The following is a 15,685-nucleotide window of genomic DNA, read 5'->3' on the forward strand; positions in this document are numbered from 1 at the left end:
AAAAAGCAAAAATGTTTTTCGCGATGCGTGCACCGTGATTGCGCTTGTTTAGTGCGCGCCAATGCCGGCGCGGCTGTCAGCTTGTCTTATCTGGAATAAGTAAAGGTGATAGAGGGAAAACAAAAAGCCGCCTCGAAAATTGAGGCGGCTTCTATTCAAACTACTATGCAGTCTGATTTACGCGGAGTTTTAAGTTTATTCGGGTGCGTGTATTCAGGCACGCTTAATAAGCCGCAGAATGAACAGCAAGATCACAGCGCCCACGGTGGCTGTCACAATTGATGCAATCCAGCCGCCGCCAACATGGATGCCCAGGACGCCGGCCAGCCAGCCGCCGATGAAGGCGCCGACGATACCAACGATGATGTCAACCAACACGCCGAAGCCGCCGCCTTTGACCAGAACACCGGCTAGCCATCCAGCAATCGCGCCAATTATCAACCAAGCGATAAAGCCCATGATATTTCCTTTCAGAGTTGATTATCTTTAGACTACCAGCCAAGAGTAGCGTAAACAGCCTTGAAACAGCATCAAAGATAATCGTCCAATTGTTAAAGATAGATAAAATTTGAAAGTGGGTTGGAAAGTGAGTTGGAGTGCGTTTTATCGGATCCCACGCTGCCGGCCGTCACAATCGTCAACCAGAAACGGCAACGGGGCTCAGGATCATTAGTGACCCTGAGCCCCGTTGCCGTTAGCTATGTTGCCAGCTATTAGCTACAAGCTTTGCCATGGTCGGCATGTGCGCCTGCTGCTTTGGCAGCGGCTTCTGTCATATAGGAGCCGACCTTGGTTTTGCCATAGTATTTGCTGCCTTGGCAGTGGTATACCTTGCTGCTGGTGTTGACCCAGACTTGGCCAGGGCCGCCGCCGGCTGCCGGAGCAGTTGCTGCAGCAGCTGGTTTGGCGGGAGCAGCAGGGGTTGCTGCCGGAGCGGTTTTAGCCATGGCGGCAGGAGCCGCGGCCGGTGCTGCGGCTGCAGGAGCGGCAGCAGCTGCTGCTGGTGCAGCGGCAGCAGTGGCATACCAGTCTTTTACGCCTTTGTGACCAGCGCAAGCGCCTTTCTTGGTAGCGTTGGAGGAGTAGCTGCCGTCCTTGCACAGGCCGGTGGTGCCGGCTGGCGCCGCAGCGGGTGCCTGGGCATAGCTGGCGACGGAAGTCAGTAAGGCTGCTGCAATTGCTGCTGAAATAAACAATGCTTTCATTTTTTTCTCCATGGAGTAAGTGATGCTTGTGTGGCCGTTGAGCTGGCGCACTCTTTGTTTCGATATGTCTACTTCAATCTGTCTACCCGCAGCACCAATAAGCAATGTGTTGTGAGCCGTACCTGGCAATATGACCGAGGTAGGTAATCAACGCGGCCGGATTGAATATGGCTGACATAACTATCGATACAATTGAAAACAATTGTGATATTTCTGCTGTAAGCCCTTGATTTATGACTTTTTGATGTATATCGGGAAACATTTTGCTTGCAAGGTATGCATCGGCCGATATTGTTAAAAAGTTACTTATTTTGAGAAAGTGACGCAAGCCGATACCAGGCGTCAATTTGCACCGGCTTGCACATTCATGGTTAAAACGCGTAGCGCGCGCCTATGGTTGCCGTGTAGCGTGGGGCGAGCTGCACACCATTGACTTTTTGGTAAACCGGTAATTGCACAAAGCCGTACAGCGAGATCTGGGGGCTGACCGGCACCGTTATGCCAGGGCTGAGATAGGCCAGGGTGCCACCGGTGCTGACCGTGTCGGCATTGGCGCCGACATCATGCAATACGCGCCGCACGTTCAGCTGGATTTGCGGGATGAAATCGGCGCTGCCCATATAGCGCAGGCCGAGATTCAGATTGGCGCCGTCGCCAGGGCGATATTGATCGCTGGAATTCAGCGCCTTCTGCACTATCCCCTGGACGAAGTAATCCCAATCCTTGTTGAGCGTATCCATATAGTAGACGCCGAGAATGGCATCGGTGGTGCCGGTGCCGGGTTGCAGGCCGCGATCGATAGGCACCGGGCCGGGCGCGGTGGGATCGGTCGAGGTGCCGGTACCGGTATGGCTGCCGGTGGGCAGTTTCAGACCGAACAAGACACCGAAATTATGTTCGGGCGTGAAGCCCTGGTAGCGGCCGACAAGTTTGATGTCGCCGATGCTGGAAGTGCGCGAATCGTACTGGCCGCCGCCATCTCCAGGCGTGACGCCGTCCGACGCCGTACCCAACGTGCTATGGCGGCGCATGATGTAGGGCAGTTGCAGATTGATGCCCCAGTCAGGATTGAAATTGTAATCGAGCCCTAGCGTCAAATAATTGTTGCGGGTGTACTTTTCGACTTCTTGCGGATTGCCGTTATTGGAAATCCGGCTGGCGGCGCCAGGCGAAATCTTGCCGGTGCCGCTACGCAGTTGATCCTGGTTCAGGTAATCGTAGCGGATGTCCATCTTCAGCCCGGAAGAACTGCTGATGCCGAGGTTGTCCCAGTCGGAACTGAGGGTGCAGCCGCAACTGGCGCAAGCCAGTGCCGCATGAGGAAATAGTGCGCTAAGAGCGAGTGCAGCTGAAAGCGCAGAAAACGCAGAACGCGGCGGTACTGCCGGCCGGATGCGGAGGTGTGATGGCGTGGCCATGATGTTCCTTGGTTAAATTGTAAGGCGTGAAGGCCAACTCTCATGCATGAGAGTTGGCGCTAGCTGACAAAATCAAGAAAAGACCGGTGGGCCGCGCGATTGCGGTTTGAGCCAGGCTACGCTGGTGTGGAGGGTTGATACGGCTGGCGCCAGGTCGACGCCTTCGCTGGCAGGAACCTGCCATTGATTCAAGCTGGGTGGTAAGCCGATATCTGCTGCATGGATGAAGCACAGCAGGCAGTGGCCTTGGTGATCCTGGTCCGGCGCCCCGGGGTTGCCGGAGTCAGGTGCTTTTACATGTCCGGCAGTGCTGCACAGTTCGCCTAGTCCCAGCGGTTGCCCATGGGCGACAGGCAGCAACTGCACCACGCTTGGCAACAATGCTGCAAACATGGCCAGGCAGACGGCAAGCTGACGCAATGAGCGGGGCAAGTGGAGCATGGGCGTAGCGTTACTGGTTAACTGTTCGCCGATATGGCAAATTCAGCCGTATGGTAGCGCGTCGCCAGGACGCGAGCAAGTTGGGTAAACCCTATTGACGCCTTGGGTAATCGGGTGAGTTGCCAAGCCTCTGGGTGCAGATCGACCTTGCACCAATCCTTGTCGTCGATATTGTGCAAGGAGATGATCATTACCTTGCTCTTGGCGTCAAAAAAAAAAGCCGGCCAGCGCTAGGCTGACCGGCTTTGTCGCTGCCAGAGCCAGATTTAATTGGTCTTGAGCGCTTCGACCTGGATCGCCAGCTTCACGTCCGGTGCAAATTTCGGTACGCCATAACTGATGCCGAAATCGGTGCGATTGAATTCAGCGGTCGCATCGGCGCCGCAGACTTCACGTTTGAGCATCGGATGCTGGATGCATTTGAAGGAATTGATGGTCAGCTTCACCGGCTTGGTGATGCCGCGGATGGTCAATTCGCCATCCACCGAAACCGGCTTGTCGCCGTCGAATTTTATCGCAGTGCTTTTGTAGGTAACGTCAGGGAATTTCTTGACGTCGAACATGTCCGGGCCGGTGGCATGTTCGTTCAACTTGGACATGCCGAAGTCGATGGTGCTTGGATCGATATGGATATCGATGGAACCGGTCTTGGCAGTGCGGTCCAGGGTTACCGAACCGCTGGTTTTTTCGAATTTTCCGCGCCAGACGGAAATACCCAAATGATCAGCTGCAAAGCTTGGATAGGTATGAGTCGGGTCGATGGTGTAAGTGTCTACCGCTGCGAAAGCGCTAACTGCGCTGGCAGCCAGCAGGGAGGCGACGATGAGCTTGAATTTCATTGGAGATAATCCTTTCAGTGGAGGTGGTGTTCTTACTTAATTCGCTACAAGGTGAAACTTGATGATGATTTCGTCCGCCACCATGCTGGTGTCTTTCCAATCGCCTTCACCGATATTGTAGGTCAGGCGCTTGATCGGCAAACTGCCGTTGAAGACCTGGGCGCCGCCTTCTTTCTTGACGGTCAGGGGGAAACTCACATCGGTGGTTTTGCCTTTGATGGTCAGCTTGCCGGCAACGTCGTATTTGCTGCCGGCAGGTGCGCCAGCGCTGGCCTTGATCGAGCTGGTGACAAAACTGGCCTTGGGAAATTGCTGGGCGTTGAACCATTCTTTCTTCAGCACTTCTTTATTGTATTCAGGGTCGCCCAGGTCGAAACTCGGGATGGCGATGTCGACGCTGGCTTTCGAGGTTTCCGGCTGCGCACTGTTGAAATCGATCAGCGGCGTGAATTGCTTGAACTTGGCTTCCACCGGCACGTTCATCTGCTTGAACACGATGGTGACATTGCTCTTGGCCAGATCGGGTTTCAGGGGAGCAGCGATGGCCGACCAGCTGGCGCCGAGGGTGATCAGGCCGAATGCGGTAGTACGTAATGTATGCGACAGGAAATGCGTAGATGTCATGAAATGTTCCTTTTGCGGAAAAGTGTATTTAGGGCAGCATGCGTTTCAGCACGCCGTCGCGATCGATGAAGTGATGCTTGAGTGCCGCCAGTACGTGCACCGAAACCGCGCCCAGCATGATCATGTTGAGCGTGTAATGAACCAGTTTCAATATTGGTTTCAGGTCAGGATTCGGCGCTATCAGCACCGGTAACGGAATGATGCCGAGATAACTTACCGGTACGCCCGCCGCCAGGCTGTAAAAATAGCCGGAGACCGGCACCGCAAAAATCAGGACATACAAAAGAATATGCAAGGCATGCGCGGCGCGCTGCTGCCATGGTTGCATGCTGTCCGGGTAGGGCGGCGCCCCCTGTGTTTTACGCCAGATCAAGCGCAGGCAGGCCAAACCCAGCACCGTCACGCCAAGCCATTTATGCCAGGAAAAATATTTCAGCTTGGTTGGCGTCAAGCCCGGAATATCGACCATGGTCAGGCCCAGGGCAAAGGTCGCGACGATAAGAATGGCGACCAGCCAGTGCAGCACAATGGCAGGAGTTGTATAGCGTTGCATAAATATGGGTGTGAAAGATGGACGTAAGTGGGTTGGTCAGAGAGGTTGAGACACATGAAACTTGTGCGAGTTTCATATGATCGATATTTTTTTGTCAACTTATCGGCTGATATACTATAGTATCGGAAATTCTTAAACACTGTTTGCAACGGGCAATCAGTTGCTCGCGCCGGTCTGCCATGCCCGCGTACTTTCGTGCTTGCTTGCCGGCCTACTTGCCGGCTTACTTGCGGCGATAAATGCCCTTTTTGGAAGGCGGGCCATCAAAATCGTCCTGTCGCGTATAGAGCGAGATCGCTATCCTGCCGGGCATTTGTGTGGAAGAAATTTGCAGACGGTCGATTTGCACGCCGGAAATCACGCACTGGCTGTTAGAGGCGAGTTGCAGCCGCACCCTTGTATCACGACTCTCCAATACTGAGAACCTGGCTTTATTGCAGGCGATGGCATCAGCTGCATTGGCAAATATAGTCACCGGGTCACCCGCATTGATTTCGGCATAAGGCGATGGCGTGGCGCTGGTCGGCAGCCATGCGCCCATCGCCCAGCCGGGTACTGCCGGCGGTGGGGCGGGAGGTGCAGGAGGTGCCGGAGGGACAGGCGGCGCCACATCCGTCGACGCAATAGCCGTTTCTGCCGTCGCTGCCAGTGGCATCTTACCCGTTGCAAGCATCGCGGCTAGTTCGGCTTCGGCTGACTGGGCTGGCACCGAGGCAGGTTCCGGGGTAGGCACCGGGGTAGGCACCGGGGTAGGCACCGGGGTAGGCACTTGTGCCACCGGTGCCGGCATCACCGGGGGCTCTACAATTGATGCCGCCACCGAGGGCGGCGTTACTTGCCGCGTTTCGACCGCGACTGGCGCAGCGGCAAGCAAGGCTAGCTGATTGCCGGCCGCTGCTGGCGCCGTTGATGCTGCCATGGCAACCGGTACTGCCGCCACAACAGGCGCAGCTTGCGAGGCCGTTGACGAGTTTGCAGCGGGATTCACGCCAAGCAAGACCGGCAACAGTTCCGTGGCGGCTTGCCTCGACATGGAAATCTCCAATTGCGGATTATCGAGGACACTTTTGACGCGCGACGTACTGACCGCCTTGCCATTGATGATCACCGTCAGATCCTGCCCCAGCGCGGCGCCGCTGGCTGCCGCCATGCGCTGCTGGGCATCCTGGCTCAGCGTCACTTCCAGCGTGATCACATCCGGATTGGCGCTATAAGTATCTTTGATATTCAGGCCGATTTCGGTAAAGTCGCCCGGGGACGAAAAGGCTATCTCTGCTGCATTCACTGCAGCGGTCGTCATTGTGGCGCATAGCGCGGTGGCCAATATTTTCCAGCTTGCACGCATGGTTATTCTCCGGTTCAGGTTACGATAGTTTGCTCTGTAGTCTGCTGGCCTGCTTGTATTTGTACCGGCGTCAACGCCAGATGCACCGCTTCCGCTACGCTCAGTGCGCTCAGCGACTCCGCCGGAAAGCAGGGCGCAACTGCACTTTTCATGATGTCGTATACGGGATCTTTGAGACGTGCCAGCAACAGGCGCAAGCCACGGCCGCCGGCGAATTCGAAAAAATCGTGCAAGCCTTCAAGGCTGGAGCTGTCCAGGTCCGGCGATTCTTCCAGGCTGAGAATGACGGTATGTACCGGTGGTGCTGCAGCGAGGATGTTCTGGCGTGCCTGGCCCAGTATCCGTTCGGCATTGGCAAAAAACAGCGGCTCGTTGGGGCGCAGGATCATGATGCCGGTTATCGCCTGTGCTTCCGGATGAGTACGTATGTTGACGTAGTCATGGCCTTGGCCGAGCCGGCCCAATACAGAGATAGTCGATTGCGAAAACTGTCGCAGCATCATCAGCAGGCTGATGGCAATCGAGGCTAGCAAGCCGTCCAGCACGCCAAGCAACAGCACCGCAATGACTGAGGCGATTACCACCAGGCGGTCGCGGCGCCAGCGGAAATAAGGGCGGAAGATGGCGGGATTGAGTGTATGGCCGACGGCGTGAATCACGATCGCGGCCAGCACCGGCTCCGGCGTCAGGGCGATGGCAGGTAACAACGTCAAGACGATCGCCAGCATCACCAGGGCCGCCACCCAGCCCGACAGGCGCGAGGTAGCGCCGGCGGCTTCATTGGCGGAGGTCGCGGAGTAACCGGCGCCTACCGGCATCCCGTGAAACAGGCCGGACAGCAAATTGGATGCGCCTAGCGCCAGCAAATCGCGGTTAGGCGCCACCTGATCGCCATGCTTGATGGCAAAGCCGCGAATCGAACCATACGATTCGGCATACAAGATCATGCCCATGGCAAAGCCCAGTTCGCCCAGGCGCAGCCATTCGGCACGTGAGAGCATGGGCAGCGTCGGCGTCGCCAGTTGCAAGTGGATGCTGCCCACCAGGCCAACCCCGTACCGGGTTAAATGCAGCCATTCGCCGGCGACGACGCCGATGACGATCACCAGCAGTGCGCCCGGTACGCGGCGCAGGCGCGCAAACAAATAGAGCAATACCAGCGCTACTGCCATTACGGCGACGCTGATCCAGTTCCAACGGCCGATCTGCGCCACCATTTCCGGAATGAAGCGGGTCATGTCGCTGTGTTCGGGATGGGCGCCGACTACGCCGGCAAACTGCTTGAGAATGATGACAATCGCCAGGCCGAAAGCAAAACCGCGCAACACCGGTTTGGCGATGAAATCGGTAACGCTGCCCATGCGGGCCAATCCGGCCAGAAGGAAGAGCAGTCCGGTAATCATCACTAGCCCGATGGCCAGCGTCATTCTCAGGCCAGTGTCGCCGTTCGCCATCGATGCCGTGGCTGCCGCCAGCACCGCTGCCGAGGAGGAGGTGGCGGAGACGATCGCAAATCGGCTGCTGCCGAACAAGCCGTAGCAGATCAAGCCGGCAAACAGGGCGATTACGCCGGTTTGCGGTGGCAGATTGGCGATGCTGGAATAGGCTACCGCTTCGGGGAGTAGCAGTCCGGCAATCGACAGGCCGGCGATCACGTCCGTCAGGGATACCCGTTTGACGGGTGGCGGCGGATTGAGGCCGGCGTGTTGTGATGGTGCAGCGCTCATGCGCCTCCCTGGCGACGGGTATGTATTTGGATTTTATGCTGTTTTGGCAAGTATGCGAAGCTGGAATGAGGCAGCGCGCGTCAATCAACTGGCCAATTGGCTCAGTTGATTCTATGTCAAATATCATTCGTTGGGATGGCGCAACTACATACAATAGTTAAATGGGGGGTAGTTTTTTCTCGCGTCCTTTACGAAAATTACACTCCCCGCGCGGCTCTGACCTTATTTTTTGTCGTTCCGCTGCCCAGGTTTCACAATCACGGTACAAGTCATGCCCGCAGCCAGCGTTATGCCATCCGGCACCTTGTCGATATGGATACGCACCGGCACCCGCTGCGCCAGCCGGACCCAGTTGAAGCTCGGGTTCACATTGGCCAGGCCGTAGCTGCCTAACGCATTGTCGCGGTCGGTGATGCCGCGCGAGATGCTGTCGATGTGACCGTTGATGATCTGTTCGCTGCCGAGCAGGCGCATGTCGACGGCGTCGCCGACTTTCATCAGGGGTAGTTTGTTTTCTTCGAAATAGCCATACACCCAAAACGAATTGGCGTCGATCACCGCCAGCTTGGGTGTGCCGGCCTGGGCGAAGTCGCCTGCATGTACGTTGAGGTTGGTGATCCAGCCGTCTACCGTGGCCCGGATTTCGGTGCGGTCCAGGTTCAGCTTGGCGCTGTCGCGTGCGGCCAGGGCTGCTTGATACAGGGCTTGGGCGGCGGAGGCGTCGGCGCTGGAGTTTTCGCGGTTTTCACTGGAAATCACATCGCCATCCAGCTTGGCGCGACGGGCCGCATCACGTTGTTTGGTGGTCAGGCCGATCCGGCGTTCGGCTACCGCCGCTTCTGCCTGCGCTAACGCAAGCGTGTAGCGCGCCGGATCGATTTTCATCAGCAAATCGCCTTTGTGCACATAGCTGTTGTCGGCTACCGGCACTGCGACCACGATGCCGGAGACATCGGAGGCGACGCTGATGACGTCGGCGCGCACGCGGCCATCGCGGGTCCAGGGCGTATTCATGTAGCGGTCCCACAGCGCGCGCGCCAGCAGGAAGGCGATCAGCACCACAATCAGCGTGATCGCTACCTGCAACAAGGTTTTTAAAATGGTTGATGATTTCATGTCGGCCTTAGAACAAATTTTTACGGCAAATTATGCGGTGTGCAACAGCAATCCGGCAGCGCCGAAAATGCAAAAAAACAAGGCGATCCGGAACAGGTTGGGATGCCAGACATAACGAAACAAGCCCAGGCGGGTGAACACCCAGTCGATTGCCATCTGCAAAAACAGGCAGCCGATAAATACCAGCAGCAAGGTCGGAATGAGCGCATCGAATAGTGCGATTTCGCGCGGCATGGTCAAGTCTCCGAAATGATAGGTGAGGTTTCGGCTGGCGTCAGCACGGTAATGCGCTCCAGCATGGCGCCGCGCATCAGATGCAAATTGGCCAGCACGGACGGCAGCTCGCCGCAAACGGCAATCGCAGCCAGCACGGCATCCAGCGCAGCGCGCAAGCGGGTTTGGTTGGGGCGCGCAAAAAGATGGGCGATGCTGCGTATGCATTGTTCGATTTTTTCGTGCGCCGCAGGATCCGTGACACTGAGCGTTTCCTGTCGCAGCTGGATCACGGCACGGCCGATTTCCAATACGGATAATAACCAGGTCATGATATCGCGGTCATCCGGATTTTCCAGCGAGTGGGTGACCGCAAAGCGCGCCAGCAGATCGCGCGTGCCGCTCTCGAACCGCGCCGCCAATCCGGGTAATGGCCGGCTGCAAGCCTCTACCACCTGGCGTCGTAATGCCCGCGCCAGGCGGCGTTTGATCCAGCTGCTATCGGATGGGTCGATGATCTGATACATGACCAGGGCAATCGCAACCCCGATCAAGCCGCCGGCCATGCCGTTGAGCAACGCCGGCATGTCGAACTGATAATTGCTGCCGATGCTGGCGTAGGACAAGAAGAACAGCAATATGCCGGTGCCGATGCCGGCGTATTTCCTGGTGGTGCTAAGCCAGGCGCCGATCAGGATAAACGGCGCCAGCGAGAGGCACAGCATGGAGAAATTTTCTGCTTGCGATTGCAGGTAATACGCCGACAAGAATCCGAAAAATCCACCCAGCGCAGCGCCGATCATGAACTGCTTTACGATCTTGGAGGGGGAGGGAGCTGCCGCAAACAGGGCGCTGACGACGGTCGCCATGACGACAGCGTCGGTGCCGGAAACCCAGCCGGATTGTATCCAGAATAGCGACGATACGCCAAAGCCGATCGCCGCCCGCAAGGCTGATGTCACGACCATCGTCGGGTCGGTGCGCGCCACATAATGCGAGATCAGCTGGACGTCGTCCGGCCGGTGCAACTCGGTCTGGATCACGACGGCATGGATTCTTGCGTAAATCTGCAGTTCATAGGCGAATCTTGTCAGCAATTCGGTGGCCGAGTCGAAATCGAGCAGGTGGCTGCTGTCGCTGTCGCTGCTGGCAGCCAGGCCGCGGCGCAAGGCGGTCAGGCGTTGCGGCAGCTCACCGCGCACTTGTGTCAGCAGCGAGAGATTCTGGCTGGACAGCGCGCGCACGATCGCTTTGTACTCCATCAACAAGGCATCGAGCGTGCTTAGTTTGCCATTGGCTTGCAAGCGGCCGAACAGCTGGTCGAGCGAATGAAAGGTGGTGGAGGCGGTCATGAAGGCATTATTCAACTGCCTTAGCCGCAGGCTTTGCAGATGTCCGGCAGCGCTTTCAAATACCGATGAAGTGCGCAGGGCTTCAAGCGAAACGACTTCGCCGATAAAGCGCAGCACCATTCGCTCACGCACTGGCCGCGAGTCGGCAGCAACGTCATCCAACGCTATGAAGCTCTTGAAATCGGCGAAGCGCTTACGCGCAATCTGCAAGAGGACGTCGGACAGTTGTTTGGGGAACAGCACGTCGCTGACGACGCCGGCGCAAAGTAGCCCCAGCATCACTTCGGCGAGGCGCGTCATGGCGATATCGAAGGCTTGATCAGGCTGCAGCGCCGCCGGCAAGCCGACAATGACCAGGGTGTATCCGGCCAGCACGAAGGCATACGATTGAAAATTGCGGAATACGGTCGAGCCGGCGGTGCAAAAAGCCAGCCAGCAGGCGCCGGCCGCCAGGAACAAGACCGGTTGTTGCGAAAACGAAGCTGCCAGGATGATCGACATGACGACCCCGACCGCGGTGCCGACGAAACGATAAAAACCCTTGGCCAGCACCAGGCCGCTGCGTGGCTGCAGCACGATGACGACGGTCACCATTGCGGTGCCGGGCTTGGACAGGTCGAATAACAGTGACAGGCCCAGCGCCAGCAAAGTCGCCAGCAGGATTTTGCTGATATGCAGCAGATCCTGGCCATGACCTTCTACCCAGCTGACGGCCGCATGTTTCAGATGATCCAGCCAGCTTTGCCGATTGCTTGCAATCTCGCTCACGATTGTCATGATTGGCGCCGCTTATTTTTCTGCAGCTGCAGTGGTAGCGGGTTGCGGCAAATCGTCGCCGAGACCTCCGCCCAGCGCCTGCATCAGTTGCGCCCAGCTGTCCAGGTAACTGGCGCGGATTTGCGCCACGCGTTGCTGCTGCTGCAACAGGGTCAACTGGGTTTGTATGACATTGATATTGGGTGTCAGCCCGGCCTGGTAAGCGCGCTTGGCCAGATCGTAGGATTGCTGCGATAGCGCCAATGCCTGTTCCGACTGTCCGCGTTGCTGTTGCTGCGATTTCAGTTTGACGATCTGGTCGGCGACGTTTTGCAGGGCTTGCACCAAGGTGTTGTTGTAACTTTCGATAGCGCCGTCGAGTGCCGCGGTTTGCGCGCCGAGATTGGCGCGCAGGCGGCCGCCTTCAAAAATCGGCAGCGAAATTGCCGGCCCGGCGCCGCGCACGCCGGCAGACGAACTCAGGAAATTGGTGAAGCCGAGCGCTTGCAAACCGATGAAAGCGGAGATATTGATATCCGGATAGAACGCCGCCTTGGCGACATCGATATTTTTGTCCATCGCTTCGACCCGCCAGCGTTGCGCAATCACATCCGGGCGGCGGCCGATAAGGTGCGCCGGCACATTGTCGGGCAAGCCGATAGCCAGCGGCGCCTGGTTGTCGGCACCGACCAGGCGGGCAGCCAGTTGCGGCCGCTGAATCGCCTCGCCGCTGCCTGGACCTTTGCCGCTTAAGGCGGCAATCTGGTTGCGCAGCAGGGCGATGTTCTCGTCGATCTTCTCGATGTTGGCGCGCGCCTCAGGCAATGCCGTTTCGGCCTGGCTGACTTCCAGCCGGGTGCCGAGACCTGCCGCCAGTTTTCGTTGCGCGATGCTGGCGATGGAAGTTTGCTGTGCCAGCGTCGCGCTGGAGATGTCGCGCAGCGCGTATTGCGTGGCCAGCTGCAGATAGCCGCGTACCACGGCGACTTCCAGATTCAACTGGGCGCTGCGGGCTTCGGCGGCGCTGACATGGACGGTATCGAGTGCCGATTCCAGCGCGCTGCGATCCTTGTCCCACAGGTCAAGGTCGTAGCTGGCCTTGACGGTAATTTCATTGTCCCAGTTCCAGCTGCCGCCGAGTGGTGGCGGGAAGATATATTCGGATGAGTACAAGCCGCGCGTGCTGCTTGCCTCGGCGCCCACCTTGGGCAGTGTGGCGGCGCGCGCCACGCCGGCCAATGACGAAGCCTGGCGGATGCGCGCCTGGGCAATCTTCAGATTAGGACTGTCAGCGATGGCTTGCTGTACCAGGGCATCAAGTTGCGGATCGCGATAATTTTGCCACCAGGCACTTGTAGGCCATGTGGTGTTGGCGATGTTTGTCAGCTCCGCGCCGGCGGAGAGCGAATTACCATCCGTCAATTTGGATTGCGGAGTGATGCCCGAAAAATCGGCACAGGCGCTCAGCAGGAGCGTAAAGGAGCAGGCCAGCAGCAGATTGGCCGAAGGGTAATGCTTAGGGAGGGAAAATAACCGCATGTGAACCCAAAATAGAATGACTGGTTTGAACGTTTCTATCTGCTAAAACCCCGGGTTTTGCGGTGCACGAGGATGTGATTCAATAATAGCAAAACGCCAGCATTGCTGGCGTTTTTGCGTAACGCTGAAACTCGTCGCGTCAGCGTCGCATCAGATACTTTTTCAGCTTAGCTCAGCTTAGTTGCCGTTGTAGACCGATGAATTTTCTTTGGTGATATGGCTCACGACTTCAGCGCGGCTGGCCGGTTTGCTTGCGGCCGCAATCACAGGGTATTGGTTACGCGCTACAGCCAGCGAACCATCTTTCTGCGCTTGCAACAGTTCGGCCTGGACATCGGCACGCGATTTGGTCGAGACGAACGGTGTTTCAGGTGGGTATGGGGTAACGGCCATGGCGCTGCCAGCGGCGGCCAAGATTGCGAGACCTGCGATAAGTTGTTTGGCGTTCATGTTTTTCTCCAGTAAGTTGATGGCACCGGGCTCGGCGGAACAGGCGGAATTGCAGCCCGTCGGGTCCTGCCTCGGTGAGCGGCGCACTTGCGTTGTTGATATTGCTTGTGTGTTGCGCCCATCGATGAAGCTAAGTGTAGAGATTCCACGATCAACAATAAATGGCCTTATTGGAAATTAACTATTTCTGAAATAGAAATAATAGAAGGAAACTTTTTGCTGCAGGCGCACAACAAACCAAAGTCAGGGAAAGCTTGGAGGTAAGGCGGGTAGAAACGACCGGGCCAGAGCGGCCAGTCGGAATTGCGCTGGTTTCGCATCGTCAAGATGCAAAACCAGCGTCAGATAGGTCAGATAGTGGTCAGGCAATGCTGCCGGATGACTCGATGATGCCGCCGCCGAGACAGATATCGCCGTCATACAGCACGGCAGACTGGCCGGGAGTGACAGCCCATTGCGGATCGGTGAAATTGAGCGCGAAGTTTTCCGTTTTTGTTTCGGCCCCCGCTTTCGTCCCTGTTTCCGGCAATAACAGGCTCTCAAATGCACATGCCATGTCAGCTTGCCGATAGCGCGTCTTGGCAGACAAAAACTCACTATCCGGCGCTTCGCCCGACACCCAGCTGAGTTGTCCGGCTTGCAGCGTCGACGACAGCAGCCAAGGGTGATCATGTCCCTGGACGATGTACAAAGTGTTGTTTTCCACATCTTTCCTGGCGACATACCAGGGATCGCTATCGCCACCGGCATTCTTGTGCGTCTTCATGCCGCCCAGGCCGATGCCCTTGCGCTGGCCCAGCGTGTAGAAACTCAGGCCGACATGCTCACCCACCACATCGCCGTCCGGAGTTTTCATCGGTCCCGGTTTATAAGACAGGTAACGGTTCAGGAATTCGCGGAATGGCCGTTCGCCGATAAAGCAGATGCCGGTCGAGTCCTTTTTCTTAGCATTCGGCAATTGAATCTGTTCGGCAATCTTGCGCACCTCGGTCTTCTGGATTTCACCCAGCGGGAACAAGGTTCGCGATAACTGCGACTGGTTCAGGCGGTGCAGGAAATAGCTTTGGTCCTTGCTGGCGTCGACCGCTTTCAACAACTCGAAGCGGCCCGAATCGGCTTGCCGCACCCGGGCGTAATGGCCGGTAGCGATCAGATCGGCGCCCAGTTTCATGGCGTGATCGAGAAAGGCCTTGAACTTGATTTCGGCGTTGCACAGGACATCCGGATTGGGAGTGCGCCCAGCCTGATACTCGCGCAGGAACTCGGCGAATACCCGATCCTTGTACTCGGCGGCGAAATTCACCGCTTCGATGTCGACCCCGATCACATCGGCCACGCTGACCGCATCGATCCAATCCTGCCGCGTCGAGCAGTATTCGGAATCGTCGTCGTCCTCCCAGTTTTTCATGAACAGGCCGATGACTTCATAACCTTGCTGTTTCAGCATCCAGGCCGAGACTGAAGAGTCGACCCCGCCCGACATGCCGATGACTACGCGTTTTTTACTAGGCATTAGCCACTCCGTAAGCGCTTGGATGGGTGTTCAGCATGCTTAACGGTGCGCGCTGGCCGCGCAGGTAATCGTCTATGCAAAGCAACACTTGCGAACCGCGGTGGCGCTCGGGGCAGGCCGCGAGTTCGTCGCGCGACATCCACAGGGTACGCAAGATGCCATGATCGAGCGCCTGATCGTGCTGTGCGCCAAGATCGCCGCAAAAGGCGAAGCGCAGGTAAGTGACCGCTTTGCCGGTACGCGCCGATACATAACTCGCCATATACATGCCAACCAGCGCGGTAGGGGTGAAATCATGGGCGGTTTCTTCCAGCGTTTCGCGCACGACCGCCTCCAGCAGCGACTCGTTGGGATCGAGATGGCCGGCTGGCTGGTTGATGCGGATGCCGTCACTGGTCGCTTCTTCAATCAGCAAAAAGCGGCCGTCGCGCTCTATGATCGCGGCGACTGTGACAGAGGGTTTCCAAACGTCAGTCATAAATTCCTCGGTTAATCCGATATTTTAACTTGCCTGCCGGTTTTGGATGAGAAGCGGCAAGGAAGGCTTTCGCAGCGCCTAGCACAGAGCGAAGAAGTGATTGTAGTCATACACGC

16 protein-coding genes are annotated in these 15,685 nt (G+C 57.2%); all 16 read right to left on the bottom strand.

The features are described 5' to 3' along the window. Positions 1-213: 213 nt before the first annotated feature. Positions 214-459, bottom strand: coding sequence for a GlsB/YeaQ/YmgE family stress response membrane protein (locus tag KHU29_RS13350; RefSeq protein WP_092417019.1), 246 nt, complete (start codon positions 457-459; stop codon positions 214-216). 254 nt (positions 460-713) lie between these two features. Further along, a complete protein-coding gene (locus KHU29_RS13355) occupies positions 714-1,205 on the bottom strand; it encodes a DUF3761 domain-containing protein (RefSeq protein WP_211453285.1) in 492 nt (163 codons plus the stop codon). 371 nt (positions 1,206-1,576) lie between these two features. After that, positions 1,577-2,623 carry a TonB-dependent receptor gene (locus tag KHU29_RS13360; RefSeq protein WP_211453286.1) on the bottom strand — a complete coding sequence of 349 codons (1,047 nt, stop codon included), beginning with the start codon at positions 2,621-2,623 and terminating at the stop codon, positions 1,577-1,579. 72 nt (positions 2,624-2,695) lie between these two features. Then, positions 2,696-3,064, bottom strand: a complete 369-nt coding sequence (locus tag KHU29_RS13365) for a DUF2946 family protein (protein WP_211453287.1) — start codon at positions 3,062-3,064, stop codon at positions 2,696-2,698. Positions 3,065-3,330: 266 nt separating this feature from the next. Beyond that, positions 3,331-3,903, bottom strand: coding sequence for a YceI family protein (locus KHU29_RS13370; protein ID WP_211453288.1), 573 nt, complete (start codon positions 3,901-3,903; stop codon positions 3,331-3,333). 36 nt (positions 3,904-3,939) lie between these two features. Beyond that, positions 3,940-4,527, bottom strand: coding sequence for a YceI family protein (locus KHU29_RS13375; RefSeq protein WP_211453289.1), 588 nt, complete (start codon positions 4,525-4,527; stop codon positions 3,940-3,942). Between the two features lie 28 nt (positions 4,528-4,555). Then, positions 4,556-5,080, bottom strand: a complete 525-nt coding sequence (locus KHU29_RS13380; RefSeq protein ID WP_211453290.1) for a cytochrome b — start codon at positions 5,078-5,080, stop codon at positions 4,556-4,558. 223 nt (positions 5,081-5,303) lie between these two features. Then, the gene (locus tag KHU29_RS22375; RefSeq protein ID WP_211453291.1) at positions 5,304-6,425 is read right to left on the bottom strand and encodes a hypothetical protein; all 1,122 of its coding nucleotides are present in this window, start codon (positions 6,423-6,425) and stop codon (positions 5,304-5,306) included. 14 nt (positions 6,426-6,439) lie between these two features. Then, positions 6,440-8,152, bottom strand: coding sequence for a SulP family inorganic anion transporter (locus KHU29_RS13390; protein WP_211453292.1), 1,713 nt, complete (start codon positions 8,150-8,152; stop codon positions 6,440-6,442). Between the two features lie 222 nt (positions 8,153-8,374). Next, a complete protein-coding gene (locus KHU29_RS13395) occupies positions 8,375-9,268 on the bottom strand; it encodes an efflux RND transporter periplasmic adaptor subunit (protein ID WP_211453293.1) in 894 nt (297 codons plus the stop codon). Between the two features lie 30 nt (positions 9,269-9,298). Beyond that, complete coding sequence (locus KHU29_RS13400) at positions 9,299-9,502, bottom strand: DUF1656 domain-containing protein (protein ID WP_092416102.1); 204 nt, start codon at positions 9,500-9,502, stop codon at positions 9,299-9,301. Positions 9,503-9,504: 2 nt separating this feature from the next. Beyond that, the gene (locus tag KHU29_RS13405) at positions 9,505-11,610 is read right to left on the bottom strand and encodes an FUSC family protein (RefSeq protein ID WP_211453294.1); all 2,106 of its coding nucleotides are present in this window, start codon (positions 11,608-11,610) and stop codon (positions 9,505-9,507) included. Between the two features lie 12 nt (positions 11,611-11,622). Then, positions 11,623-13,128, bottom strand: coding sequence for an efflux transporter outer membrane subunit (locus KHU29_RS13410; RefSeq protein WP_211453295.1), 1,506 nt, complete (start codon positions 13,126-13,128; stop codon positions 11,623-11,625). Between the two features lie 177 nt (positions 13,129-13,305). Continuing rightward, entirely contained in the window at positions 13,306-13,578 is a 273-nt protein-coding gene (locus tag KHU29_RS13415; RefSeq protein ID WP_211453296.1) for a DUF4148 domain-containing protein, read from the bottom strand. A gap of 361 nt (positions 13,579-13,939) precedes the next feature. Then, on the bottom strand, positions 13,940-15,091 hold the full coding sequence (gene mnmA, locus KHU29_RS13420) for a tRNA 2-thiouridine(34) synthase MnmA (RefSeq protein WP_211453297.1): 1,152 nt from the start codon (positions 15,089-15,091) through the stop codon (positions 13,940-13,942). Next, complete coding sequence (locus KHU29_RS13425) at positions 15,084-15,569, bottom strand: NUDIX hydrolase (RefSeq protein WP_211453298.1); 486 nt, start codon at positions 15,567-15,569, stop codon at positions 15,084-15,086. Before KHU29_RS13425 ends, mnmA begins: the two co-directional genes overlap by 8 nt. Positions 15,570-15,685 lie beyond the last annotated feature (116 nt).

Source organism: Collimonas antrihumi (assembly GCF_018304965.1).
GTDB lineage: Bacteria > Pseudomonadota > Gammaproteobacteria > Burkholderiales > Burkholderiaceae_D > Collimonas > Collimonas antrihumi.

Coding starts and splice junctions, on each gene's coding strand:
- KHU29_RS13350 (WP_092417019.1), bottom strand. CDS start 459: ATGGGCTTTATCGCTTGGTTGATAATTGGCGCGATTGCTGGATGGCTA.
- KHU29_RS13355 (WP_211453285.1), bottom strand. CDS start 1,205: ATGAAAGCATTGTTTATTTCAGCAGCAATTGCAGCAGCCTTACTGACT.
- KHU29_RS13360 (WP_211453286.1), bottom strand. CDS start 2,623: ATGGCCACGCCATCACACCTCCGCATCCGGCCGGCAGTACCGCCGCGT.
- KHU29_RS13365 (WP_211453287.1), bottom strand. CDS start 3,064: ATGCTCCACTTGCCCCGCTCATTGCGTCAGCTTGCCGTCTGCCTGGCC.
- KHU29_RS13370 (WP_211453288.1), bottom strand. CDS start 3,903: ATGAAATTCAAGCTCATCGTCGCCTCCCTGCTGGCTGCCAGCGCAGTT.
- KHU29_RS13375 (WP_211453289.1), bottom strand. CDS start 4,527: ATGACATCTACGCATTTCCTGTCGCATACATTACGTACTACCGCATTC.
- KHU29_RS13380 (WP_211453290.1), bottom strand. CDS start 5,080: ATGCAACGCTATACAACTCCTGCCATTGTGCTGCACTGGCTGGTCGCC.
- KHU29_RS22375 (WP_211453291.1), bottom strand. CDS start 6,425: ATGCGTGCAAGCTGGAAAATATTGGCCACCGCGCTATGCGCCACAATG.
- KHU29_RS13390 (WP_211453292.1), bottom strand. CDS start 8,152: ATGAGCGCTGCACCATCACAACACGCCGGCCTCAATCCGCCGCCACCC.
- KHU29_RS13395 (WP_211453293.1), bottom strand. CDS start 9,268: ATGAAATCATCAACCATTTTAAAAACCTTGTTGCAGGTAGCGATCACG.
- KHU29_RS13400 (WP_092416102.1), bottom strand. CDS start 9,502: ATGCCGCGCGAAATCGCACTATTCGATGCGCTCATTCCGACCTTGCTG.
- KHU29_RS13405 (WP_211453294.1), bottom strand. CDS start 11,610: ATGACAATCGTGAGCGAGATTGCAAGCAATCGGCAAAGCTGGCTGGAT.
- KHU29_RS13410 (WP_211453295.1), bottom strand. CDS start 13,128: ATGCGGTTATTTTCCCTCCCTAAGCATTACCCTTCGGCCAATCTGCTG.
- KHU29_RS13415 (WP_211453296.1), bottom strand. CDS start 13,578: ATGAACGCCAAACAACTTATCGCAGGTCTCGCAATCTTGGCCGCCGCT.
- mnmA (WP_211453297.1), bottom strand. CDS start 15,091: ATGCCTAGTAAAAAACGCGTAGTCATCGGCATGTCGGGCGGGGTCGAC.
- KHU29_RS13425 (WP_211453298.1), bottom strand. CDS start 15,569: ATGACTGACGTTTGGAAACCCTCTGTCACAGTCGCCGCGATCATAGAG.